At 64.4% G+C, this 21,072-nt stretch carries 20 protein-coding genes and 1 tRNA gene; 14 read left to right on the forward strand and 7 right to left on the reverse strand.

What is annotated here, in order from left to right; translation table 11 throughout:
• Nucleotides 1-101: 101 nt before the first annotated feature.
• Complete coding sequence (locus H7F36_RS01615; protein WP_261802463.1) at nt 102-1,247, reverse strand: substrate-binding domain-containing protein; 1,146 nt, start codon at nt 1,245-1,247, stop codon at nt 102-104.
• 117 nt (nt 1,248-1,364) lie between these two features.
• Between H7F36_RS01615 and H7F36_RS01620 the strand changes: the two genes are divergently transcribed.
• Complete coding sequence (locus tag H7F36_RS01620) at nt 1,365-1,823, forward strand: MarR family winged helix-turn-helix transcriptional regulator (protein ID WP_261802464.1); 459 nt, start codon at nt 1,365-1,367, stop codon at nt 1,821-1,823.
• Here H7F36_RS01620 and H7F36_RS01625 read toward each other — a convergent pair.
• A complete protein-coding gene (locus H7F36_RS01625; protein WP_261802465.1) occupies nt 1,798-2,799 on the reverse strand; it encodes a LysR substrate-binding domain-containing protein in 1,002 nt (333 codons plus the stop codon). The genes H7F36_RS01620 and H7F36_RS01625 overlap by 26 nt on opposite strands.
• Before the next feature lie 126 nt (nt 2,800-2,925).
• On the opposite strand from H7F36_RS01625, the gene pcaH reads away from it, so the two are divergent.
• Nucleotides 2,926-3,651 carry a protocatechuate 3,4-dioxygenase subunit beta gene (gene pcaH, locus H7F36_RS01630; RefSeq protein ID WP_187053042.1) on the forward strand — a complete coding sequence of 242 codons (726 nt, stop codon included), beginning with the start codon at nt 2,926-2,928 and terminating at the stop codon, nt 3,649-3,651.
• 40 nt (nt 3,652-3,691) lie between these two features.
• Nucleotides 3,692-4,297 (forward strand): protocatechuate 3,4-dioxygenase subunit alpha, encoded by a 606-nt coding sequence (pcaG, locus tag H7F36_RS01635; RefSeq protein WP_410003059.1) that lies wholly within the window; start codon nt 3,692-3,694, stop codon nt 4,295-4,297.
• A 125-nt stretch (nt 4,298-4,422) separates the two neighbouring features.
• Here pcaG and H7F36_RS01640 read toward each other — a convergent pair whose 3' ends face one another.
• A complete protein-coding gene (locus tag H7F36_RS01640; RefSeq protein ID WP_187053043.1) occupies nt 4,423-5,106 on the reverse strand; it encodes a c-type cytochrome in 684 nt (227 codons plus the stop codon).
• A 164-nt stretch (nt 5,107-5,270) separates the two neighbouring features.
• Here H7F36_RS01640 and H7F36_RS01645 point away from each other — a divergent pair, with 164 nt between their 5' ends.
• From H7F36_RS01645 to H7F36_RS01695, 11 genes are all read left to right on the forward strand, one after another.
• Nucleotides 5,271-6,125, forward strand: coding sequence for an AAA family ATPase (locus H7F36_RS01645; RefSeq protein ID WP_187053044.1), 855 nt, complete (start codon nt 5,271-5,273; stop codon nt 6,123-6,125).
• 4 nt (nt 6,126-6,129) lie between these two features.
• Nucleotides 6,130-6,375 (forward strand): hypothetical protein, encoded by a 246-nt coding sequence (locus H7F36_RS01650; RefSeq protein ID WP_187053045.1) that lies wholly within the window; start codon nt 6,130-6,132, stop codon nt 6,373-6,375.
• 4 nt (nt 6,376-6,379) lie between these two features.
• Nucleotides 6,380-6,994 (forward strand): GNAT family N-acetyltransferase, encoded by a 615-nt coding sequence (locus H7F36_RS01655; RefSeq protein ID WP_187053046.1) that lies wholly within the window; start codon nt 6,380-6,382, stop codon nt 6,992-6,994.
• Nucleotides 6,995-7,000: 6 nt separating this feature from the next.
• On the forward strand, nt 7,001-8,188 hold the full coding sequence (locus tag H7F36_RS01660) for a vWA domain-containing protein (protein WP_187053047.1): 1,188 nt from the start codon (nt 7,001-7,003) through the stop codon (nt 8,186-8,188).
• Nucleotides 8,189-8,296: 108 nt separating this feature from the next.
• Nucleotides 8,297-9,205, forward strand: coding sequence for a 2OG-Fe(II) oxygenase (locus tag H7F36_RS01665; protein WP_187053048.1), 909 nt, complete (start codon nt 8,297-8,299; stop codon nt 9,203-9,205).
• 77 nt (nt 9,206-9,282) lie between these two features.
• Complete coding sequence (locus tag H7F36_RS01670; RefSeq protein WP_187053049.1) at nt 9,283-11,187, forward strand: autotransporter assembly complex protein TamA; 1,905 nt, start codon at nt 9,283-9,285, stop codon at nt 11,185-11,187.
• A gap of 23 nt (nt 11,188-11,210) precedes the next feature.
• Nucleotides 11,211-15,350, forward strand: a complete 4,140-nt coding sequence (locus H7F36_RS01675; protein WP_187053050.1) for a translocation/assembly module TamB domain-containing protein — start codon at nt 11,211-11,213, stop codon at nt 15,348-15,350.
• 58 nt (nt 15,351-15,408) lie between these two features.
• Nucleotides 15,409-15,483, forward strand: a tRNA-Arg gene (locus H7F36_RS01680).
• Between the two features lie 89 nt (nt 15,484-15,572).
• Entirely contained in the window at nt 15,573-15,764 is a 192-nt protein-coding gene (locus tag H7F36_RS01685; protein WP_187053051.1) for a hypothetical protein, read from the forward strand.
• Complete coding sequence (locus tag H7F36_RS01690; protein ID WP_187053052.1) at nt 15,761-16,000, forward strand: hypothetical protein; 240 nt, start codon at nt 15,761-15,763, stop codon at nt 15,998-16,000. The genes H7F36_RS01685 and H7F36_RS01690 overlap by 4 nt, the downstream gene beginning before the upstream one ends.
• Nucleotides 16,001-16,110: 110 nt before the next feature.
• The gene (locus H7F36_RS01695; RefSeq protein ID WP_187053053.1) at nt 16,111-17,208 is read left to right on the forward strand and encodes a bifunctional nicotinamide-nucleotide adenylyltransferase/Nudix hydroxylase; all 1,098 of its coding nucleotides are present in this window, start codon (nt 16,111-16,113) and stop codon (nt 17,206-17,208) included.
• A gap of 6 nt (nt 17,209-17,214) precedes the next feature.
• Here H7F36_RS01695 and H7F36_RS01700 read toward each other — a convergent pair whose 3' ends face one another.
• Genes H7F36_RS01700 through H7F36_RS01715 form a run of 4 tightly spaced genes read right to left on the reverse strand, consistent with a single transcriptional unit; the run spans nt 17,215 to nt 21,067 of the window.
• Entirely contained in the window at nt 17,215-18,507 is a 1,293-nt protein-coding gene (locus H7F36_RS01700; protein ID WP_187053054.1) for an MSMEG_0569 family flavin-dependent oxidoreductase, read from the reverse strand.
• An 18-nt stretch (nt 18,508-18,525) separates the two neighbouring features.
• Nucleotides 18,526-18,810, reverse strand: coding sequence for an MSMEG_0570 family nitrogen starvation response protein (locus tag H7F36_RS01705; RefSeq protein ID WP_187053055.1), 285 nt, complete (start codon nt 18,808-18,810; stop codon nt 18,526-18,528).
• A 30-nt stretch (nt 18,811-18,840) separates the two neighbouring features.
• Nucleotides 18,841-20,061, reverse strand: a complete 1,221-nt coding sequence (locus H7F36_RS01710; protein WP_187053056.1) for an MSMEG_0565 family glycosyltransferase — start codon at nt 20,059-20,061, stop codon at nt 18,841-18,843.
• Nucleotides 20,054-21,067 carry a sll0787 family AIR synthase-like protein gene (locus tag H7F36_RS01715; RefSeq protein WP_187053057.1) on the reverse strand — a complete coding sequence of 338 codons (1,014 nt, stop codon included), beginning with the start codon at nt 21,065-21,067 and terminating at the stop codon, nt 20,054-20,056. Before H7F36_RS01715 ends, H7F36_RS01710 begins: the two co-directional genes overlap by 8 nt.
• Between the last annotated feature and the right edge of the window lie 5 nt (nt 21,068-21,072).

The following is a 21,072-nucleotide window of genomic DNA, read 5'->3' on the forward strand; positions in this document are numbered from 1 at the left end:
CCGTCTTTTGCGTTGAATGTTGACCGAATTTTGTGAGTCGATAGTTCCTACGTCAAGCATTTTATTTTCCTTGGAAAATAAAATGCGTCGATCCACCGCTTCTAAAAACGTGTCAGCACGCGAAAAGTATTGCCCTCGGCGCGTGCAAGATAGATCGGCACGCGGTTGATGCCACTGCCGTCGTATGCGGCGTCGCGGGCACTGCGGTAAACCAGTGGCGCGTGGCCCAGGTGCTTGCGGTCGATGTCCGTCTGGAGATGGCCGTCGAGCAGCGCCGCGAGGAAATGCATGCCTTCGTAGGTCGACTGGCCGAAGGTGTTGAGCGTGGGTGCGCGTTCGCCGAAGTGCGCGTGATAGCGCTCCTTGAACGCCAGGTTGGACTCGGTGTCGAGCGTGGCGAAATAGCCGCACGCGACATAGAGTTCCTCCGAGTTGTCGGCGCCGATTCCCAGCAGCTCGTTCTCTCCAACGGCACACGACAGGCGCAGCATTTCGCGGTGCAGCCCGGCACGGCCGAACGCTCGGTTGAACTCGATGGCATCTTGGCCGACGAGGGACACCAGTACGGCGTCGGCACGGCACTGCCGCAGCGCGTCGAGCGCTGCCGAAAAATCCGTAGTGCCGAACGGAACGTAGCTCTCGCCGACCATGGCAGCGCCTGCCTCGGCGATGTAGCCGCGCGCCATGCGATGCGACATTTGCGGCCAGATGTAGTCGTTGCCGATCGCGAACCAGCGCCGTGGGCGTTTTCGCTGGCCCAGCCAGGCGATGGATGGCTGCAGTTGGCGGGCCGTGGTCTCACCGATCGCGAACACGCCAGCGGACGACTCTCCACCTTCATATAGCGGGGTGTAGATGATAGGAATCTGGCCACCGACGGCGCGCAGGATGCGTTGGCGCACTGCACTGGTGTGCATGCCGATGATCGCGTCGATATCGCCAGCGTGCACCAGTTCGGTCAGTGCGGCCTCGATGTCGGCTGAGTCGTCTGCGGCGTTGACCGTCAGCAAACGGCAGGACCGGCCGCCGATACCGGCCTCGCGGTTGAGTTCAGACACTGCGAGCTTCGCGCACGCGAGCGCCGACGGCCCCCATATACCTGCCGATCCGCCGAGCGGCACGCAGAGCGCGATATTGAGTTCCGTACGCGCTAGCGGTGGGTGCGGGGGACGCGGCAAGTGCCAGGTGCCGCCATTCGGCGCAGGTACGGGCGAGCGACGCATGACCGATTCAAGGGATGAAAACATCGGAGCTCCCAGGCATTGCACCAAGATGGCAACAGGGATTGAAGTGTCGCAAAAATCGCGCCAATGCTTTCCAAGGAAAACGATCGTTGCTAAACTGGAAAGATACCCTGCGTCTTCATGACAAAGCCTACCGCCACACCCATGCCTGAGCAAGACATCTCACAGTACCTGGCCTATCTGCTGGCCTCCGCCAACCGGCGCATGCGCATCGGGCTGGCGCAGTCGATCGCTGCTGAAGAGGTGACAGAAGAGCACTGGCGCATCCTCCAGGTGCTCGCCGACGAGTACGGGCGCTCGATGGGTGATCTGGCGGAGACGGTGCTGCTCAACCACCCGGCGTTGACGAAGAACATAGACAAATTGGTGAGCCGGGGCTTGGTGCAGCGTGCGGCCGACGCATCGGACAGCCGTCGCGTGCTCGTCTACATCAGCGACCTCGGGCTCGAAACGGTGGCGCGCCTGAAGAAGAGCGTCGACGCGCACCACGGTCAGCTGGAAGAGGCGCTGGGGCCGCGCAAGACCAGTCAGCTCAAGAAGCTGCTCGAAAGCTTCATCGAGGAGTGCGAGACGCACTGAGCCGGCCGGTGCGCTTGGGCTCCTGGCCTTGCCGGGCCGACTCGCGCAACAGCCCCACCATCGCATTGCAGGCGGCCGACGGCTCGGCTTCGCTGCGCAGCAGCAGCCCGACCGGTTCTTCGGTGCCGGATGTCTGGATGCGCAGCCGTGACAGCGTGCCGGCCTGCAGGTCGTCGTGGACAGCGCCTAGCGGCGTGATCCAGACCGCATCGGACTGCGCCACCAACGCGCGCGCCACCATCAGGTCCAGCGTCTCCAATGCGTTTGGTGGCACTGCGAGGCCGCGCGCGGAAAAGAAACTCTCGGTGCTGTGGCGCGGGATCGTGCCCTCGGCGAACAACACGAGCGGATAGGCGAGCACCGCCTGTACCGACGCTGCACGCCGGGCCAGCGGGTGCCCATTCCGTGCCACGAACACCAGCGGCTCGGCGTAGAGCAACTCGAAGCTCAAGCCCTTCATCAGCTGCGGATCGCTCATGCGGCCAGCGACGAGGTCGAGTTCTCCTGCGCGCAACGCGTCGAGCAGCACCGCGTTGGCAGCGCTCTTCACGGTCACCTGCAATGCTGGCCAATGGCTGCGCAGGCGGGCCAGCGCCAGCGGCAGCAGCGCGGGTGCCACGCTCGGCAGCGCGCCGATGCGCAACCGCTCTAGTCGGTCACCCGCAGTGGGCGCGATCGCCTGCGCGCTGGCGTCCACCGCCTCCAGCACGCGCAGCGCGTGGCCGAGCAACTGCTCGCCCATCGGCGTCAGGCCCTGAACGCCGCGCCGACCGGCACTGCTGCGCTCGACCAGACGCGTGCCGGCAAGCGTCTCGAGCTCTGCCAATGTCTTCGAAATGGCCGGCTGGCTCAGCGCCAGTCGCTCCGCTGCCCGTGCCAAATGGCGCTCCTGCGCGATCGCGACGAAGCATCGCAAATGACGCAGTTGCACGTTGCGAGCGAAGGCCAGCGAGGAAAGAAGGGGGACGGTTTTCAATTACCTTTGATTATCGAAAAAGACGGAATCTTCAATTTACATGATCGGAGGCGACTTCTAAAGTAAGGCCCGCCGTTGAAATACCGACGAGACATCCTCAAGAAATTCAGACTGGACACAAAAAACATGCTGGACCGAAACCCAAAGCCCCTGGCGACGCTCTCACCGCGCGACTGGGCCAGCCATCCCTCGTACATCTACCCGGGCTACAAGTCGACCTTGAAGCGCGGCCCGCAACAGCCGCTGATTCCACTCAAGGCATCGCTCGGCGAACTGCAGCAACCGGTCTACGGACACAACGCCATCGGCGAGTTCGACCACGACCTGACGCGCAACGCGCGCAAGAACGGCGAGCCGTTGGGCGAACGCATGATCCTGACCGGCCAGGTGCTCGACGAGCGTCGACGCCCGGTCGCCAACACGCTGGTCGAGCTGTGGCAGGCCAACGCGTCGGGCCGCTATGTGCACAAGGTCGACCAGCACGATGCGCCGCTCGATCCCAACTTTCTCGGTGCCGGGCGCTGCCTGACCGACAGCGAAGGCCGCTATCGGTTTCTGACCATCAAGCCAGGCGCCTATCCCTGGGGCAATCATCCCAACGCATGGCGCCCACAGCACATTCACTTGTCGCTGTTCGGCCAGCATTTTGCGAGCCGCCTGGTGACGCAGATGTACTTTCCCGGAGACCCGCTGATGCAGTACGACCCGATGATCACCGGCACGCCGGAGCGCTATCGCAACCGCTTGATCGCCGACTTCAGCCTCGACGTCACCCAAGAAGGCTACGCACTGGGCTACCAGTTCGACATCGTGCTGCGCGGCGCCGACGAAACGCCGTTCGAAAACCGTTGATGGTCCACCAGACAAAGACACCGACAAGGAGACTCGCACCATGATGAGCGCACTGGAAGCCGACTTCGGCCAGACCCCTTCCCAAACCGTAGGCCCCTACTTCGCCTACGGCCTCACCGCCTCGCAATATGGCTACGACTTCGACCAGCCTTTTGACGCCGTGCTGGCGCTCGAAAACGCCAGAGGCGAGCGCATTCGGGTCGAAGGTCGCGTGATCGACGGCGACGGCAATGTGATCGGCGATGCGCTGGTCGAGATCAGCCAGCCCGATGGCGAAGGTCGCTATCCACAAACGGTCGACGACGCGCGAAGCTCGAGCTTTCGGGGATTCGGCCGCTGCGGCACGGGCACCGAAAGCGGCAATCGCTTCGTATTCCATACGGTGAAGCCCGGCGCCGAAACATTGGGCGAGGCACCGCACATCAACGTCATCGTGACGATGCGAGGGCTGTTGCTGCACACCTTCACGCGAATCTATTTCAGCGACGAAGCGGGTGCCAACGCGAATGACACCATGCTGCAAAGCGTACCCGCCGATCGCCGCGGCACGTTGATCGCGGAACGCGTGGCGCAAGACGGCGCGGTGCGATATCGCTTCGACATTCGTATGCAGGGCGATGGCGAAACGGTGTTCTTCGACGTCTGAACCCGGTTTGCCGTGCAATGACGCGCCGCAAGATCGCGTTGTGAGCTCGACCGTAAAAAAGCCCGCTGCGAGCGGGCTTTTTCAATGGTGCGGGGACGCCTGACCGGGCGTCTTCACCGGCATCTTCAATCAGACCGGTGAATGAGCGACTCGGGCACCGTTTTCACTTCGCCCGGCAACGTGCTGATGTAGCTGGCCAGCACCTTAAGTTCAGCCACGCTATACCTCTTGGCTTGCCCGCCCATGATGGCGTTGGCACGGCCGACCATCGGATGGTTGTCGGCCTTGTACGCCTTGAGTGCGACGAAAAGATAGTCCGGATACTGGCCGGCCAGCTTGGGCACGGAGCCGTCGTTCGGCATGTTGAAGTTGGCGCCATGGCACTTGGTGCAGGCGTTCGCCGAATCCCGCGCGATGAGTGCTTCGACTTCCTTGCTGGGCGCCTTGGCCAACGCAGCCGGCGGCGCGGCGCCTTCTTTCAGGCCGAGCTGGCTGTAGTACGCAGCGAGGTCGACGATGTCTTGCGGGGCGAGGGTATCGGCGATGGCACGCATCGTCGGGTGCTTGCGATCGCCGCCCTTGTACGCAGTGAGTGCCGACACGATGTAGGTGGCGCTTTGGCCCGCAATCATCGGCACCTTGTGGATCTCGGGGAAGCTCGCCTGGTACCCGACGATGCCGTGGCAACCCACGCACATGGCAATCTTTTTGGAGCCGTCTTTTGCGTTGCCGGTGAGCGTTTGGGACTGGGCCGAAAACGTCACGCAAGCGACAGCGAAGGCAAATATCGTGGTCAACAACTTGTTCATTTTGCGCGCACAATCTCGTGGAAATTTCGGTTTCTCTATCAGCTTTCGATTATATGCGGCGGCTCACGCGGCGGCTCTCAGCAGCCCCGTGCGGAATGCGCCTCACTGGCCGCATAGCGACTCGACTGTCTTCTTTTATCCACCCTCCTGTTGCAGCTACATCCATGAAATTCAAGGGTTCAGACAACTACGTTGCCACGCAAGACCTGATGCTGGCAGTCAACGCCGCCATCACGCTCAAACGGCCCCTGCTCGTCAAGGGCGAACCCGGCACCGGCAAGACGATGCTGGCCGAAGAAGTGGCGCAAGCACTCGAACTGCCGCTGCTCCAATGGCACATCAAGTCGACCACCAAGGCGCAACAGGGTCTGTATGAATACGACGCCGTCAGCCGCCTTCGCGATTCGCAACTGGCAGACGTCGACGGTGGCGAGCGCGTCAAGAACATACACAACTACATCCTGAAGGGCGTGTTGTGGCAAGCCTTCACGGCAGAAGAACCGGTGGCACTGCTGATCGACGAAATCGACAAGGCCGACATCGAATTTCCGAACGACCTGCTGCGCGAAATCGACCGCATGGAGTTCTATTGCTACGAGACGCGCGAGCTCATTCGCGCCAAGCACCGGCCGCTGGTGTTCATCACCTCGAACAACGAGAAAGAACTGCCCGACGCTTTTCTGCGCCGCTGCTTCTTCCACTACATCAAGTTTCCAGACGCCTCCACGATGAAGCAGATCGTCGACGTGCACTTCCCCGGTCTGAAGCAGGAATTGCTGACTGCTGCGATGAAGACGTTCTACGACGTGCGCAACTTGCCGGGCCTGAAGAAGAAGCCTTCGACCTCCGAGCTGCTCGACTGGCTCAAGCTGCTGGTGGCTGAAGACATTCCGCTCGAAGCGTTGCAGAGCAAGGAAGACAAGGTGGCAGTGCCGCCGCTGGTCGGCGCGCTGCTCAAGAACGAACAGGACGTGACGCTGTTCGAGAAGCTCGTCTTCATGCAGCGCAACAACCGCTGAGGCCATGGCTCAAACACCGCACCCGACGAGCCAGTTGCTCATTCTCGGCGTCGCGCAGGCGGTGCTGTTCGTCCTCGGCGGCTTGCTGGGTCGCTGGATCGGCATTGCGTTCGGCATCGATGCCTTTGCCAGCGCCGGCTACAGCGCCCGCGAAATGATCGGCATCCTGCTCGTCGGCCTCGGTGCCGGTGGCGGGCTGCAGTTGGCGCGTGTCTGGTACGCGCGCCGGTATGGAAACCCCAGAGGCTGAACAGATGGCTTTCGTCGAACCGATCACTCTCTCGTCGCGCGGCATCGCCTTGGTGCCGCTGGCGCTCTCGCACGAAGTGGGCTTGGGCGCCGCAGCGGCCGATGGCGAGTTATGGAAATTGCGTATTACCTCGGTGCCCGAGCCGCAAGACACGCGCGGCTACATCGAGACCGCATTGCAGATGCGCGAGGCCGGCAATCGATTCGCCTTCGCTGTGACCGAACAGGCCACCGGCACCGTGCTTGGCAGTACCAGCTATCACGACATCCTGCCCGCAGTGAAACGCGTCGAGATCGGCTACACCTGGTATGCGAAGCGCTGCCAGCGCACGCACGTCAACACCACCTGCAAGCTGCTGATGCTGAGCCACGCGTTCGAGGTGCTCGGCTGCAACGTGGTCGGATGGCGCACCGACAACTTCAACCACGCGTCGCAGCGCGCCATCGAGCGGCTCGGCGCCCGCAAAGACGGCGTGATCCGCGGCCATGCGATGCGCCGCGACGGCACCATCCGCGACACGGTGATGTACAGCCTGCGCTCGGGCGAATGGCCGGAGGTCAAGGCGCAACTGCTCTATCTGCTCGACAAGCCACGTGCGCAAGCAAACGACAAGGAGTGATCCGCCATGCTGATCGACTTTTTCTACACCCTGCGATCGGCCAAGTTGCCGGTGTCGGTCAAGGAATACCTGGTGCTGCTCGAAGCGCTGAAGGCCGACGTGGTCGGACCCAACTCCGACGATGCTTTCGGCCTCGATGACTTCTACTATCTGAGCCGCACTTCGCTGGTCAAGGACGAGAAGCACTACGACAAGTTCGATCGTGCCTTTGCCAGCTACTTCAAGGGCGTCGACACGCTGACCGACTTCACCAAGGAAGTGCCACTCGACTGGCTTCGCAAAACGCTGGAGCGCGAGTTCACCGCCGAAGAAAAAGCCAAGATAGAAAAGATGGGCTGGGACGAGCTCATGGAAACATTGAAGAAGCGTTTCGAGGAGCAAAAGGAGCGGCACGAAGGCGGCAACAAGTGGATCGGCACCGGCGGCACATCGCCTTTCGGCAACGGCGGCTACAACCCGCAAGGCGTGCGCATCGGCGGTGCCGGCAAGAACAAGAGCGCGGTCAAGGTGTGGGATCAGCGCGCTTACAAGGACTACGACGACAGCCAGGAACTGGGCACGCGCAACATCAAGATCGCGCTACGGCGCCTGCGCAAGTTCGCGCGCGAAGGTCATGAAGAAGAACTCGACCTCGACCACACCATCCAGTCGACCGCAGCCAACGCCGGCTATCTCGACATCAAGATGCGGCCCGAGCGCCACAACAACGTCAAGGTGCTGTTGCTGATGGACGTGGGCGGCACCATGGACGAACATATCCAGCGCGTCGAAGAGCTGTTTTCAGCTGTCAAGACCGAGTTCAAGCACCTCGAGTTCTATTACTTCCACAACTGCGTCTACGACTTCATGTGGAAGAACAACAAGCGGCGCTTCTCGGAAAAGTTCGCTACGGTCGACATCCTGCGCAAGTACAACAAGGACTACAAGCTCATCTTCGTCGGCGACGCCACGATGAGCCCCTACGAGATCCTGCAGCCGGGCGGCAGCGTCGAATACAACAACGAAGAAGCGGGCGCCGAATGGATGGCGCGCCTGACGCATGCTTTCCCCAAATTCGCCTGGATCAACCCGGAGCCCCAGGGTGTCTGGCAGTACCGCCAGAGCATCGCCGTGATGCAGCAGCTGGTGTCCAACCGCATGTATCCGCTCACGCTCAAGGGGCTGGAAGAGGCGATGCGCCTGCTTTCCAAATAACGTCGACCAGAACATTGATCCGGATCAAACTGAAAATTTGAGCATTTCGCTACTTTCAGATACATTAATACAAACGTACACACATTCGACCCTTAAGCCCAACACATCATGTCGATCAGCGTCCCGCCCGAAATCTTTACATCGGCCACGGAGGCTGCGTCCATCGGACAGTTGGAGCGCGCTCCCGTCGCTAACACGGTAACCATCCGCGGCGTCCGGCTGCCATTGGATGAACTGGTCAACTACAAGCTCTTCGAGCCGGAGCAGCGCCAGCGCTTTCGCGATGAGTTGCTGGTCGCAAAGCCTTTTCCGCATCTGGTGATCGAAGGCATCTTCAATCCGCGCCTGCTGGAGCTGGTGCTCGAAGAATTCGAAACGCTCACGACGGGCGGCTGGCTCGACGTCAAGAGCCGCTACGAATCGTTTCGCCGATCGGTGATCGGGGCTCGCCTCGGGCCGGCTTCCCAAATTTACTTCGACATCGTCAACTCGGGCTGGTTCACCGAATGGGTGTCGAGCATCACAGGCCGCCCGTACCTGCTGCCCGACCCGCAATTGCATGGCGGCGGCCTGCACGAGAGCCGCACCGGCGCCTCGTTCGCGATCCATCGCGATTTCGGACGCCACACCGAATCGGGGCTGGTCAACGAGATGGTGTTCATCACCTATCTCAACAAGGGATGGGAGCCGACCTGGGGCTCCGCGCTGGAGCTCTGGGACAAGAAGAAAAACGCCTGCATCACCAAGGTGCAGCCGGAGTTCGGCCGCAGCGTTTTCATGCTGCACGGCAAGGCCAGCTACCACGGTCATACCGATCCACTGAACGCGCCCGACGGCCGGCCGCGGCGTTCGATCGCTGCCTACTACTACAGCAGCCCCGAGGCCGGCAAACCGAGTCGCGACATGCTCAACACGATCTTCATGGACCGTCGTCCCATCGACAAGGCCCTCGCGGTGGCACGCGTGCTGACGCCGCCGATCGTCTGGTCGACCATCAAGAAGGTCACCGGCCGCTGACCACGCCGTTGCGCATGTGACCTTGCGGCGACGTGGGGCATATCGGGCGGGCTGACCTTGCTGTCAGAATCAACCCGATGGTCAGGAGGGTGCTTTTTTTAACGCCGGCATGGATGCCGGCTTTGTTTTTTGGGAGTGTCCTTCTTCTGCAGGGATGCAGCGTGCTCTCGGGCCTCACCGGCCACACACCGCCCGCGGATGCACCCGAAGGCGCACCGGTTGCCAGCAGCACCGCGCAACGCGACAAGCGCGACGCCTTCGCCCTCGAAGTGCACGGCCCCGACACGGTCCGTGACTACCTCAACCGGCACCTCGAAATCCAACGCTATCGCCAAGTCGACGACCTTGGCGCCGCGGAACTCTCGCGCCTTATGGTGGCCGCCGAGGCCAACGCGCGCGAGCTGCTCGGCACGCTGGGTTACTTCACGCCCACGCTTACGCTCGAACTCAAGGAAACACCAGTCGCCAGCGCCAAGGCTCCTCGCGAAGTGGTCATCACGGTCGAGCCCGGCGAAGTGACGCATGTCAGCTCGGTGCAGATCGGCTTTGCCGGCCCTGTCGAAAACGACCCAACGTCGCAAGCGCAGCGCGACGCGGTACGGGTCGGTTGGTCGCTGCGTGCCGGGCAGCCGTTCAACCAACTGGCCTGGGACAACGCCAAGGCCGTGGCATTGCGCAACCTGACGGCCAAGCGCTACCCGACCGGCAGCATTCTGAAGAGCGTGGCCGATGTCGACGCCGACCGGCAGGAGGCGAAGTTGTCGGTTGAATACCAGTCCGGCCCGGCTTACCGCTTTGGCCCGCTGCAGGTGCGCGGAAGCGAACGCTACGACGCCGACGGCGCCCGCCGCATTGCCCGCGTGCCGACCGGCGCCGATTACGACCAGCAAAAACTGCTCGATGCGCAGCAACGTCTCGCCAGCAGCGGCTACTACGACTCGGTGTTCCTGACGCTCGACACCGAGTCATTGAACCCGCAGGCAGCGCCTGTGATCGCGCAGCTGCGCGAAGCGCCCCTGCAAAAGATCGTCCTCGGCGCGGGCTTCACCACCGACAGTGGACCGCGACTTTCCGTCGACCACATCGACAACAAGATGCCAGTGCTCGGCTGGCGTGCCGTGTCGCGGCTTTCGGTCGACCGCGAGACCCGCTCGCTGGGCTCGGAATGGAACAGCATCCCCGGCGACAACGGGTGGCGCTGGTTCGCGAGCGGTGAGCTCAAGCGTGAAACCGCCGGCACCTACGACGTGGACAGCGGCCGATTGCGCAGTGGCCGCAGCAAAGCAGGCGACCACATCGACCGCAGCTATTTCCTGCAATACGACTACGCACAAAACCGCGGCTACGACGCACCGCCGTCAGCTTCGGCGATCAGTGCCAACTGGGGATGGACCGGCCGCTACTTCGACAACAACACCGCACCTGCGCGCGGCCAGGCGCTGGCGCTCGAAGTCGGCGCCGGCTACACGCTGACCGGCGAACAGACGCCGTTCGTGCGTACGTATGCGCGGTGGCTTGGCATCGTGCCGATCGGCACGGTGCCAGAGGACGGCACGCAGGCACGTCGCAGCCGACTGCAGTTGCGGCTCGAAGGCGGCGTGGTCGCGGCCAAAGACAGCGCGCAGATCCCGTCGACGCTGCTGTTTCTGACCGGTGGCGACACCACGGTGCGTGGCTACAGCTACCGCCAGATCGGCACCGTACGCAGCGACGGCACCATCGTCGCCGGTCGCTATCTCGCGGTGGCCAGCGTCGAATGGCAACGCCCGGTCGTCTATGGCGGCAAGCTAACCGATTTCGAGAGCGTGACCTTCGTCGACGCCGGCGCCGTGGCCGACAAGCCCGGGTTGTTGAAAGCCAAGGTCGGCGTGGGTGCCGGCGTGCGCTGGCGCAGCCCGGTAGGTCCGGTGCAGGCCGACGTCGCGTACGGCGTCGACACCAAGAAGTTCAGGCTGCATCTGCGGCTCGGCTTTACCTTTTGAGATCGCGCTAGCCGACAAGCACGATGAGCAGCGAAGCCGAAACCCCTTCCTCAAACGCAACGACGGCCGCCTTGCCGCCCGAAGCGCCGGCGGTACGCCGCTCGCGCACCCGTCGTGCGCTGCGCGCGCTGGCGTGGAGCTTCGTCGGGCTGATCGCGCTGGTGCTCGTGCTGACCGCAGGCGCCTGGTGGTGGCTCGGGTCGAACCAGTCGCTGGCCTTCGCACTCACGCAAGCGGCGAATCATCTGCCGGCTGGCCAATCACTTGAAAGCCGCGACGTCAGCGGCTCGCTGCGCACCGGTGGGCGTATCGGCTGGCTGCGCTGGCAAGGCCCGACGTTGGCAGTCGAAGTGCACGGGGCCCAGATCGGTTGGGCACTCGCGCCACTCTTGAAACGCAAGGTGCAACTGGGTGAAGTTCATGCGGCGCAATTGCTGATCGAGCGTCGCGGTCCACCGAGCACAACGCCGACCGAACCATTGGAGCAACTGGCACTGCCGATCGATGTCGAGTTTCCATTTCGCATCGACGATTTGCGCTGGACCGGGCCACCTGCGCTTCAGGCCACGAATCTGTCGGGCCTCTACAAATACGCCGACGCGCAGCATGCGCTGGACGTCACCGGCGTCGACATCGCCGACGGGCATTACAGCGCCCGCGTTGCACTGCAAGGCCCGGCGCCGATGGCGATCGATGCGGCACTCGATGGTCGCGTGAAGGCGCCGCTGGCCGAAGGCCGCAGCATCGACGTGGCGGCCGATGCGACGATCAAGGGCACGCTGAGTGGCGCAGCCGCACGCCTGCGGGTGGGCGCGCAATTGAAGCCGGCCGATGCCACGACGCCTGTTGCGGGTGAGCTCATGCAAGCCGCCCTGCAAGCCCAGATCGCGCCATGGCAAACGCAGCCGGTGATCGATGCGCATGTCGATCTGCGAAACGTCGACGCCGCGAGCCTCTGGCCCGGCGCACCTCGAACACAGCTGACCGGCACCATCGCGCTGCAACCCGACGCCGCCGTCGGCCCAGCCGCATGGCAGGCGCGGGGCAACATCCGCAACGCGCTGCCCGGCGCCTGGGACCTCGGCAAATTGCCGGTCGAACAGGTGGAGGCCGACGTCGGTTTCGATGGCACCGCCTGGAAGATCGCCGACGCCACGGTGCACGCGGGCGGCGGTCGCATCGATGCCGAAGGCGCCTGGGCTCCTGCCCCGGCGCCATGGCGAGCCACTGCCACAGTGAGCGGCGTAAAGCCCGGCGAGCTGCATACCCAGCTGGCCGGCGCGCCCATCAATGGCCGCGTTACTGCCGAGCAAAATGGCGATGCGCTGACCTTCGACGTGGCGCTGCAAGCCGAAGGCGGCGCCGGTACCAACTCGCTCAAGGGCTTGAAGCTCGATCGCGCCGTGGCCCGAGGTCAGTGGCTCATTCAAAACCAGATACTCGACTTGCGCATGCTGCGCATCAATGCCGAGCGCGCGAGCGTCGACGGCAAGCTGCAATGGCGTGTGGCCGAGCAGGCGGGCAGCGGTAACCTGAACGTCGTCTTGCCAGGCGCCAGCGCGGAACTGCAGGGACGCATCGCGCCGAACCAGGGCGACGGCGAACTCAAGGCACGCATCGACGATGCGGCGACGCTGCAGAAGTGGATCGAAGGACTGCCCGGGCTTGCATCGGCTTTTGCCGGCAGCAGCGCGCAAGGTGCCGCACGTCTCGATGCCAGCTGGCAAGGTGGCTGGCTGGCCGTGCAACGGCGCTTGCAAAGCGCAACGACGCCGTCGCCGCGCGGCACTGCGGAGCCGACCGTGCAAGCCACGCTGATCGCGCAGAAGCTCGATCTTCGATTACCGGCGCCCGCTTCTGCTTCTGCTTCGCCGACCATTCAACTGCGCGGCATCCGCGCAGAGCTGGCCGGCAGCCTGGCGCAAGCCACCTTGTCGCTGCAAGGCGAGGCCAGCACCGGCACGCAAAAGATCACGCTCGACACACGCGCCAGCGGCGGCCTCGAGCGCGCCGATCAATGGCGCGCCACGATCGCCAGCGTGCATCTGCAGGCGCAGGACAGCACGCGGCCCGGCCCCTGGACGCTGGAGCTGAGCCGCGCCATCAGCGCCACCATCCGCAGCACGGCCGCGAATGGCAAGACGGCCGCGCGGCTCGACGTCGAAGCTTCGGCCGCAGGCGCGACGCTGCGCGGCCCGGTGCCGGGCACGGTGCGCATCGACTGGCAACCATTGCGCTTCAGCCAGAGCGGCACGTCGGCCAACCGCGTGTACCGCCTGCAATCGCAAGGCAAGCTGCAGGGCCTGCCGATGGCTTGGGCGAGCGCACTGGGCGCCAACACGGCACTGGCCGATGCCGGCGTCACCGGCGACTTGTTGTTCGACGGCGATTGGGACATCGACGCCGGCGACGCACTTCGCGCCCATGCGCGGCTTGCTCGGCAAAGCGGCGACATCCGCGTGCAGGCCGGCGAAGCGGCGCTCGTCACGCGCATCACGAGCCATGGCACCGGCACGGCCAGCGAGCGCACCATAACGGCGTCCGATGGCGACGCGGTCGGCCCCAGCACACCGGCTGGCCTACGGCAGGCCGAACTCAAAGTCGACGCACAAGGCGACGCGATCAAGGCGACGCTGGCATGGGACAGCGAGCGTGCCGGTCAGCTCAACGCCGAAGCGTCGAGCCGCGTGGTGCAGCACGACGGCGGCTGGCAATGGGCTGCCGACGCGCCCCTCGCCGGCCGGCTCACGGCCAAACTGCCGAGCCTGGGCGTGTGGTCGATTCTTGCGCCGCCCGGCTGGCGCGTGGCCGGCACGCTCGAGGCCGATGCCACGCTGTCGGGGAATCGCGAAGCACCGCGCTGGAACGGGACATTGAGCGCAGACCAGCTCGCCTTGCGCGCGCCCGTCGAGGGACTCGATTTGCGCGATGGGCGCTTGCGGGTCGCGCTCTCGGGCGACCGCGTCGAGATCACGGATTTCACGCTCAAGGGCGGCGCCGGCAGCACGGCACGCATCGCAGGCCAGAGCGGCAACCGAAGCACGGCCGCCAGCGAGGCAGCGAGCGATGGCGGCAGCTTGTCGGCCCGCGGCGAAGTCCGCTGGAGCAGCGACGCGACCACCTCAGGGTCTGGCATCCGCATGTCGGTGCAAGGCAAGTTGACGCGCTTGCGTGTGTTGGTCCGCACCGATCGACAGGTAACAATTTCCGGTGATGTGCAGTCGCGCCTCGATAACGGCCAGTTCACCGTGCGGGGCGACCTCAAGACCGATCGCGCAGTGATCATCCTGCCAGACGAGACCGCGCCAAGTCTCGGCAGCGATGTGGTGGTTCATTCAGCCGCCAAAGACCGCGAGGCGGCTGAGCAGCAAACCAAGCGCGACGCTGCCGCGCGCGCTGCCGAAACGACGGCGGCAAGCAACACCGCCCGACCGCAAACTGCCAAGCCACCCGACATCGCAGTCACCTTCGACCTCGGCGATGACTTCGCGGTCCAGGGCCGCGGCATCACGACGCGACTCGAAGGCAAGCTCGACATCCGCAGTACCTCGCTTACAGCGCCGCCGCGCATCACCGGCGAGGTGAAAACCGTGCGCGGCCGCTATCGTTCTTATGGACAGGAACTCGACGTCGAGAGCGGCCTGGCGCGCTTCAACGGTCCGTTCGACAACCCGTCGCTCGACATCCTGGCCATCCGGCCGAACATCACCCAGCGCGCCGGCGTGCAGATCACAGGCACTGCGCAATCACCGCGCGTGCGGCTCTATTCCGAGCCCGCGCTCTCCGACGCGGAGACGCTGTCATGGGTGATCCTCGGACGCGCCCAGGCCAGCAGTGGCGGCGAATCGCTGCTGCTGCAGCAGGCCGCGTTGGCGGTGCTCGGCGGGCTGGGCAAAGGCGGCACCGGCGGCAGCCTTGCCAGCCGCTTCGGACTCGACGAAATCGGCTTCAAAGGCCCTGGCAGCGGTGGCGACCTGCGCGAATCGGCGGTGACGCTCGGCAAGCGGCTGTCGTCGGACTTCTACGTGACTTACGAGCGCAGCATCGGAGGCACCTTCGGCACGCTCTTCATCTTCTACGACCTGACGCGGCGCCTGACCCTGCGCGGCCAGGCCGGCCAGAAGAGCGGGCTCGACCTGATCTACACGCTCAAATACGACTGAACTGTTAAAGTCGCCGCCGCTGCCCGAAGCCCCGAAACAAGCAAGTTTCGCGCGCTCAGTCCTCGTAGTTCAATGGATAGAACGGGGTCCTCCTAAGACTCAGATACAGGTTCGATTCCTGTCGAGGGCACCAAGGCCTCGGGCTTGAGATTTGTTTTTTTGTGTACTTAAGTGTGACCTAGTTCCTCCCGTCAAAAGGATGACGTAGGCACAATTGCTTACATGACACAGCGCGCACAAACCCCTCACGAATGGTGGAAAGACAAGTCCGATTCGACCGAAAGGGCTGCTTTTACCCAGTCTTACCGTTCCGGCCAACGCGAGCAGCACGCCGCTGGCTGGCGCCGCAACGTCATGCTCGGGTTCCTGGTTGTCGCCATTCCCGTGCTGATCCGCCTGTTGATCGCAACATGATGTTCAACGTTTCCCCTCGCCCCGAGCGCCTGAGCATCGAGCAGATTCATGGGCTCGCAGACTCACTGCGAAGCGAATCGGCACACGATGGCCGCACGGCAGCTGCCGTCGCCGACGCACTGGAATCGGTTGCCCGCGAACGCGCATGCCGGGCGGCGCGACTGCAGCGCCAGTTCGGCCTGCGAAATTCGGCGTCGGTCCGTCGTGTCGCCGAGTGGGCCGTCACGAACTTCTGAGGAGCTCCACCGCTCGGCCACCACGCGATCCAGCGCGCTGGCTACTTCACCGAACCCGCCCACTGGCGGGTTTTGCTTTTTGCGCTCCGCTCGGGCATTACATTCGAGCGATGCATCATCTCGCCGTCTTCGTCGGCCGCTTCCAACCCTTCCACAAAGGTCACCTCGCCCTGTTGCAGCACGCGCTCTCTGAAGCGCAGCGCTGCATCGTGGTCATCGGCTCGGCCTTTCACGCGCGTTCGCCGCGGCATCCTTTCAGCTGGCAGCAACGTGCCGAGATGATTCGACGCGCTTTGCCTGAATCGGATCGAGAGCGGGTCAGTTTTGTGCCGGTGCGCGATCACCACGAAGACGCGCCGTGGATCGCCGAAGTTCGCCAGGCGATAGCCAGCGCAAACAAGGCGAACACAGCGAAAGCGGCAACGACTTTCACGGCTGGTTCGACGGGCTCGACCGATGCGACCGGCTCCGCGCCGACCACGGTGCTGCTGGTCGGTCACCGAAAGGACGCGACCACCGCCTATCTCGACTGGTTTCCCGAATGGCAATTGACGACGCTGTCGGTCGCCTCGACCGCAACAGCCCGTGCGGCGCGAGACGCCTTGTTCGGCGCGACAGACGACGGCCCTCTGCGCGCAATGGTGCCGCTGCTGGCGTTCGACTTCCTGGCAATCTGGCGCAACGAGCCGACCTTCGCCGCGTTGCAAGAAGAGTGGACGATGCTGCGGGACTACCGTGCCACCTGGGCCGCGGCGCCCTGGCCGCCCACGCTGGTCACGGTCGATTGCGTGGTGAAGTGTCGCGGCCACGTGCTGCTGATTCGCCGCGGCGAAGCGCCGGGCAAAGGACTGCTCGCCGTGCCGGGCGGCTTCATCGAGCAGCGCGAGACCACGCATCGTTCCGCCCTGCGCGAACTGGAAGAAGAAACGCACCTCGACGTGCCAGACGCCGACCTGCGCGCCTGCCTGAGGGGCACTGCGGTATTCGACGCCCCCGATCGCAGCGAGCGCGGCCGCACGATCACGCACGCGCACTACTTCGACCTGGGCGATCGCCCTTTGCCGACGGTGCGCGCCGACGACGATGCGGCCTCGGCCAGTTGGACGCCCATCGCTGCACTCGTGGCGGAAGAAGCCCAGTTCATGGACGACCACTTCGCCATGCTGCACCACTTCCTGCGGTTCGACTTGCCCGCCCCGCCCACCTGACCCGTATCAGCTCACCGAAGCCAGGCTCTCTTCTCGCGACAGCGCCGAACCTTGCACGTTCTTGCGCCGCCCATCGATCTGCTCTGCGAGGTAGTGCGCGTCTCGCGCCACACCTGAGAACCGACCCGATCCCCAGGTGTGCAGCCACGGCAAGCCGAGGAAATACAACCCCGCCTGATGCGTCACGCCCCGCAGATGCACCGGCTCGCCCTTGCCGTTGAACACCGGCGCATCGACCCATGCGAAGTCCGGCAAAAAGCCGATGCACCACACCACGCTGGTGATACCCGAGGCACGCAGGCTGACTGTCGTGCGCTCCTCTTTCGGCTCCCACACCGGCACGTAGCGCTCCGGCGGCGGCGCATCGATGCGGTTGATTTCGATGTATTTGTCGATCGACGCGTTGATGCCGTTGTAGATCTTGTCGGCGTGGTCCAGGTGCTCGCGCAGGTTGGGCTGGAACTGCAGCGCATCGCCTTCCATGCCGGTCAGCAAACCATAGAGCTCCATGCCTTCGTTGGCGAACGCACGCAGGTCGATGTCGCGTCCACCGTCACGCCCGGTGAGGTAGTGGTTGGTGTTGTCGCGCACGCCTTCGCGCAACGGATGTGCAGTGACCGGCATGTCGTAGTACTTCATGTCGGCGAGCCAGTCGACCGCGTCCTTGCCGCGATAGAAGCGCGCGCAGCGCGGCGCGTTGCCCGTGGCGAGAAACACCTTGCGGCCGGCCAGATGCAGGTCTTCGGCGATCTGCGAACCCGACTGTCCGCAGCCCACCACCAGCACCGCACCCTCGGGAAATTGCGCGGGGTTACGGTATTGAGCCGAGTGGTATTGCACGATGCCGGCAGGCAGGCGCTCGGCCATCCGCGGGATCACCGGCTTGTGATAACCGCCCGACGCCACCACCACCTGGTCGGCAGTGAACTGGCCGGCGCTGGTGTCGACCGTGTACCGGTCGGACTCGCCCGCGCGCGACACCTTGTTGACCGTGACGCCTTCCAGCGCCGGCGCCTGCACCTGCTCGACGAAACCGGCCAGCCACGCGTTGATCTCGTCCTTGACCATGAATCCGTGCGGATCGGCGCCCTTGTACGGCCACCCCGGAAGATCGCACTGCCAGTTGGGCGTGACGAGGCAAAACGAGTCCCAGCGCTGCGTGCGCCAGCTGTGCACCAGGCTTCGTTTTTCGATGACCAGATGGTCGATGCCGCGCTGCTGCAAACAGTGGCTGAGCGACAGGCCGGACTGGCCGCCGCCGACGATGACGACGCTGTAGTGAGTGGTCTTGGTGAGCATGGTGTTTCTTTTATTCAATCAGTCGAAGGCGATGACGGTCACCTGCGCATCGGGTTGCGCGTCGAACCGGGTGGCGATGTGCTCGATCTCGGCCAGTTGGTCCATCGCCTGCGAACAGGCGAAGCCGTACTTGGCGCGCACGCGCTCCGACGCGATGCCGAGTGCGTCGCGCGTGCGCTGCATGAAGTCCGGTAGCGGGTAGCTTTGGCCGACGGCGAGGAAGTCCTCGACGACCAGCGACGGCGAGTAGCAGCGCGTCTCGCTGAGGTCGGGCCATCGAACATTGAAGTGCATCACGGGCATACGGATTTCCTTGTGGTGTCGAGCGATTGCTCAACAGGTCACGGCAGCGCGTTGCATTGCCGACGCCGGCTCGGCGGACAGGCCCTGCCGGTACAACGTCGCGTGTCGCTCGGCACTGGCGGCCCAGCTGAAGCGGGCGATGAGGCGCTCGGCGGAGCGGGCAATCGCAGCCGGGTCGCGGTTTTTCAGCGCGCGATCGATCGCGTCGGCAATCGATGACGGTTGCTCCGGATCGGCCCACTGGCAATCGGCCTCGGTGAGGTATTCCGTGAACGGCGCGATGCGCGACACCACCACCGGCGCGCCGCTCGCCAATGCTTCGAGCACGACCAAACCGAAACCCTCGTTGAGCGACGGCATGGCCACGACATCGGCCAGGCGATAGAGACCGGGCATGTCCGCATCGTCCAGCGGACCGGTCAGCACCACCGGCTGGTTGCGGCCGATGCGCAGTCCACTGGCATCGGCCAACGCCTTGAAGTCGCGCGTGTAGTGCGCGTGGTCGAGCAAGCTGGCACCGCCTGCGATCATTAGTTGCGCATCCGGCCTGCGCGCGCGCAGCAGCACGAAGGCTTCGAGCAGCCGCAGCGTGTTCTTGCGCGCTTCGACGCCGCCCACCGCCAGCACGACTGGCGCCCCCGTGCGCACGCCGAGCCGACGTGCCAGCGCCGCATCGGTGTCATGTGCGGTGGCGCTGAAGCGCTCGCTGTCGACGCCATTGCTCACCTCGGACGCATCGATGCCGTGCTGGCGCCGCAGGATGTCTTGCCACAACCGGCTCACGCAAAACACCTGGCGCGCACGACGAAAGCCGCGCGCCTGCCAGAACATCAACTGCGGCGATGCGAAGACTTCGAGGTGATGCACCGTCCGCGCGAAGCCATCGATCAGCCCTTCGTCCTGCAGGTTGGCCAGCGCGTTGCCGCCGATCGGGTCGTGCGTGTGCAGCACGTCGAACGGCTTCTTTTCGATCAGCGCAGACAAATGGGTGGTGAAGGCCTCGATGCGGCCGCCGACCATCTCGACCATGTCGTGGGGCGTGCCACCGACCGGCACGAGTTGCGTGGCGCATCGCACCGGCCTGAAGAAACGTTGACCCGGCGTCGCGGGTGCCATCACCGTTACGTCGTGGCCGGCATCGTGCAGGGCATGCGCCAACTCGATGGTGTGGACCACGCCGCCGCGCGGGTTCACCGAGTGCGTCAACAGGCCGATGCGAAGCGGCTTCTTAAAGTCGAACGCTTCACGCATGGGCCACCTGCACGTCGGACTCGGAGTCGGAGTCGGCAGCCTCGCAGATGAACGCGTCGCGCTGCAAGTCCCACAGCTCTTCGTGTTGCGAGCCCTGGCGCAACATGAGCTTGCGTGTGGCGTCGACATCGCCAACGACGGTAGCGGCCAGATCGCGCGCTGCAAAACGCGCGAGCACCGCGTCGACCTTGTCGGGCCGAACGCTGAGCACGAAACCGTAGCTGGGGAACGATGTCAGCCAGCGCAGCAGCGGCACGCCGGCAGGCCGCGGAATGGCATCGATGTCGATCGTCGCGCCGACGCCGGAGCATTCCAGCAGCATCAACGCCGTGCCGATGGCGCCGGCCATGCTGATGTCCTTGCCGGCCTCGCACAGCCCGTCTTCGGCCAGCAGCGGCAGGATTTCGAGATCGCCGCGCAGGCGCTCGCCGGGCGTCGCGGTCGAGGCATTCCAGTAGGGGAAAGGCTCTTCATAAGCGCCGCGCAAGTCGATCGCCATCACGAGGCGATCGCCTGGCCGCGCATCGAAACTCGTCAGTAATTTCTTCGCGCGACCAAGGATGGACACGGCCAGCTGGGGACGCTCGCTTCGGTTGTTGCTGTGACCGCCGACGATCGGCACGCCGTACTTCGCCGACGCCACCGCCATGCCCTTGAGCATTTCGTCCGCAGGCTGCATGCCCGCACTCCACAGCGCGTTGACGACGGCCGTCGGCCGGCCGCCCATCGCGTAAATGTCGCTCACGTTGACCATCACGCCGCAGTAGCCCGCGAACCACGGCATGCGGGTGATGAAGTCTTCGACCAGGCCCTCGATGGCGAAGAGAAGGTAGCCGCCATTGCCGTCGGGTATGGCGGCACAGTCGTCGCCGATGGGCACGGCTTGCGACAGGTCGGTCGTCCCGCCCGGAAGCGCCCGGCCGAGTGCGGTGACGATGTCGCTGATGTCGCGCTTGTGCGCGAAGCCGCGCGAGTCGCGCAATGCAGCAACGATGGCGTGCAGCATGGGGG

The sequence above is a fragment of the Variovorax sp. PAMC28562 genome (assembly GCF_014303735.1).
Classification (GTDB): Bacteria; Pseudomonadota; Gammaproteobacteria; order Burkholderiales; family Burkholderiaceae_C; genus Variovorax.

Excerpts from the sequence above, each read along its gene's own strand:
- H7F36_RS01700 (WP_187053054.1), bottom strand. The coding sequence starts at position 18,507 with ATGCTCACCAAGACCACTCACTACAGCGTCGTCATCGTCGGCGGCGGC.
- H7F36_RS01705 (WP_187053055.1), bottom strand. The coding sequence starts at position 18,810 with ATGCCCGTGATGCACTTCAATGTTCGATGGCCCGACCTCAGCGAGACG.
- H7F36_RS01645 (WP_187053044.1), top strand. The coding sequence starts at position 5,271 with ATGAAATTCAAGGGTTCAGACAACTACGTTGCCACGCAAGACCTGATG.
- pcaG (WP_410003059.1), top strand. The coding sequence starts at position 3,692 with ATGATGAGCGCACTGGAAGCCGACTTCGGCCAGACCCCTTCCCAAACC.
- pcaH (WP_187053042.1), top strand. The coding sequence starts at position 2,926 with ATGCTGGACCGAAACCCAAAGCCCCTGGCGACGCTCTCACCGCGCGAC.
- H7F36_RS01665 (WP_187053048.1), top strand. The coding sequence starts at position 8,297 with ATGTCGATCAGCGTCCCGCCCGAAATCTTTACATCGGCCACGGAGGCT.
- H7F36_RS01650 (WP_187053045.1), top strand. The coding sequence starts at position 6,130 with ATGGCTCAAACACCGCACCCGACGAGCCAGTTGCTCATTCTCGGCGTC.
- H7F36_RS01715 (WP_187053057.1), bottom strand. The coding sequence starts at position 21,067 with ATGCTGCACGCCATCGTTGCTGCATTGCGCGACTCGCGCGGCTTCGCG.
- H7F36_RS01675 (WP_187053050.1), top strand. The coding sequence starts at position 11,211 with ATGAGCAGCGAAGCCGAAACCCCTTCCTCAAACGCAACGACGGCCGCC.
- H7F36_RS01655 (WP_187053046.1), top strand. The coding sequence starts at position 6,380 with ATGGCTTTCGTCGAACCGATCACTCTCTCGTCGCGCGGCATCGCCTTG.
- H7F36_RS01615 (WP_261802463.1), bottom strand. The coding sequence starts at position 1,247 with ATGTTTTCATCCCTTGAATCGGTCATGCGTCGCTCGCCCGTACCTGCG.
- H7F36_RS01695 (WP_187053053.1), top strand. The coding sequence starts at position 16,111 with ATGCATCATCTCGCCGTCTTCGTCGGCCGCTTCCAACCCTTCCACAAA.
- H7F36_RS01690 (WP_187053052.1), top strand. The coding sequence starts at position 15,761 with ATGATGTTCAACGTTTCCCCTCGCCCCGAGCGCCTGAGCATCGAGCAG.
- H7F36_RS01685 (WP_187053051.1), top strand. The coding sequence starts at position 15,573 with ATGACACAGCGCGCACAAACCCCTCACGAATGGTGGAAAGACAAGTCC.
- H7F36_RS01670 (WP_187053049.1), top strand. The coding sequence starts at position 9,283 with ATGGTCAGGAGGGTGCTTTTTTTAACGCCGGCATGGATGCCGGCTTTG.
- H7F36_RS01640 (WP_187053043.1), bottom strand. The coding sequence starts at position 5,106 with ATGAACAAGTTGTTGACCACGATATTTGCCTTCGCTGTCGCTTGCGTG.
- H7F36_RS01620 (WP_261802464.1), top strand. The coding sequence starts at position 1,365 with ATGACAAAGCCTACCGCCACACCCATGCCTGAGCAAGACATCTCACAG.
- H7F36_RS01660 (WP_187053047.1), top strand. The coding sequence starts at position 7,001 with ATGCTGATCGACTTTTTCTACACCCTGCGATCGGCCAAGTTGCCGGTG.
- H7F36_RS01710 (WP_187053056.1), bottom strand. The coding sequence starts at position 20,061 with ATGCGTGAAGCGTTCGACTTTAAGAAGCCGCTTCGCATCGGCCTGTTG.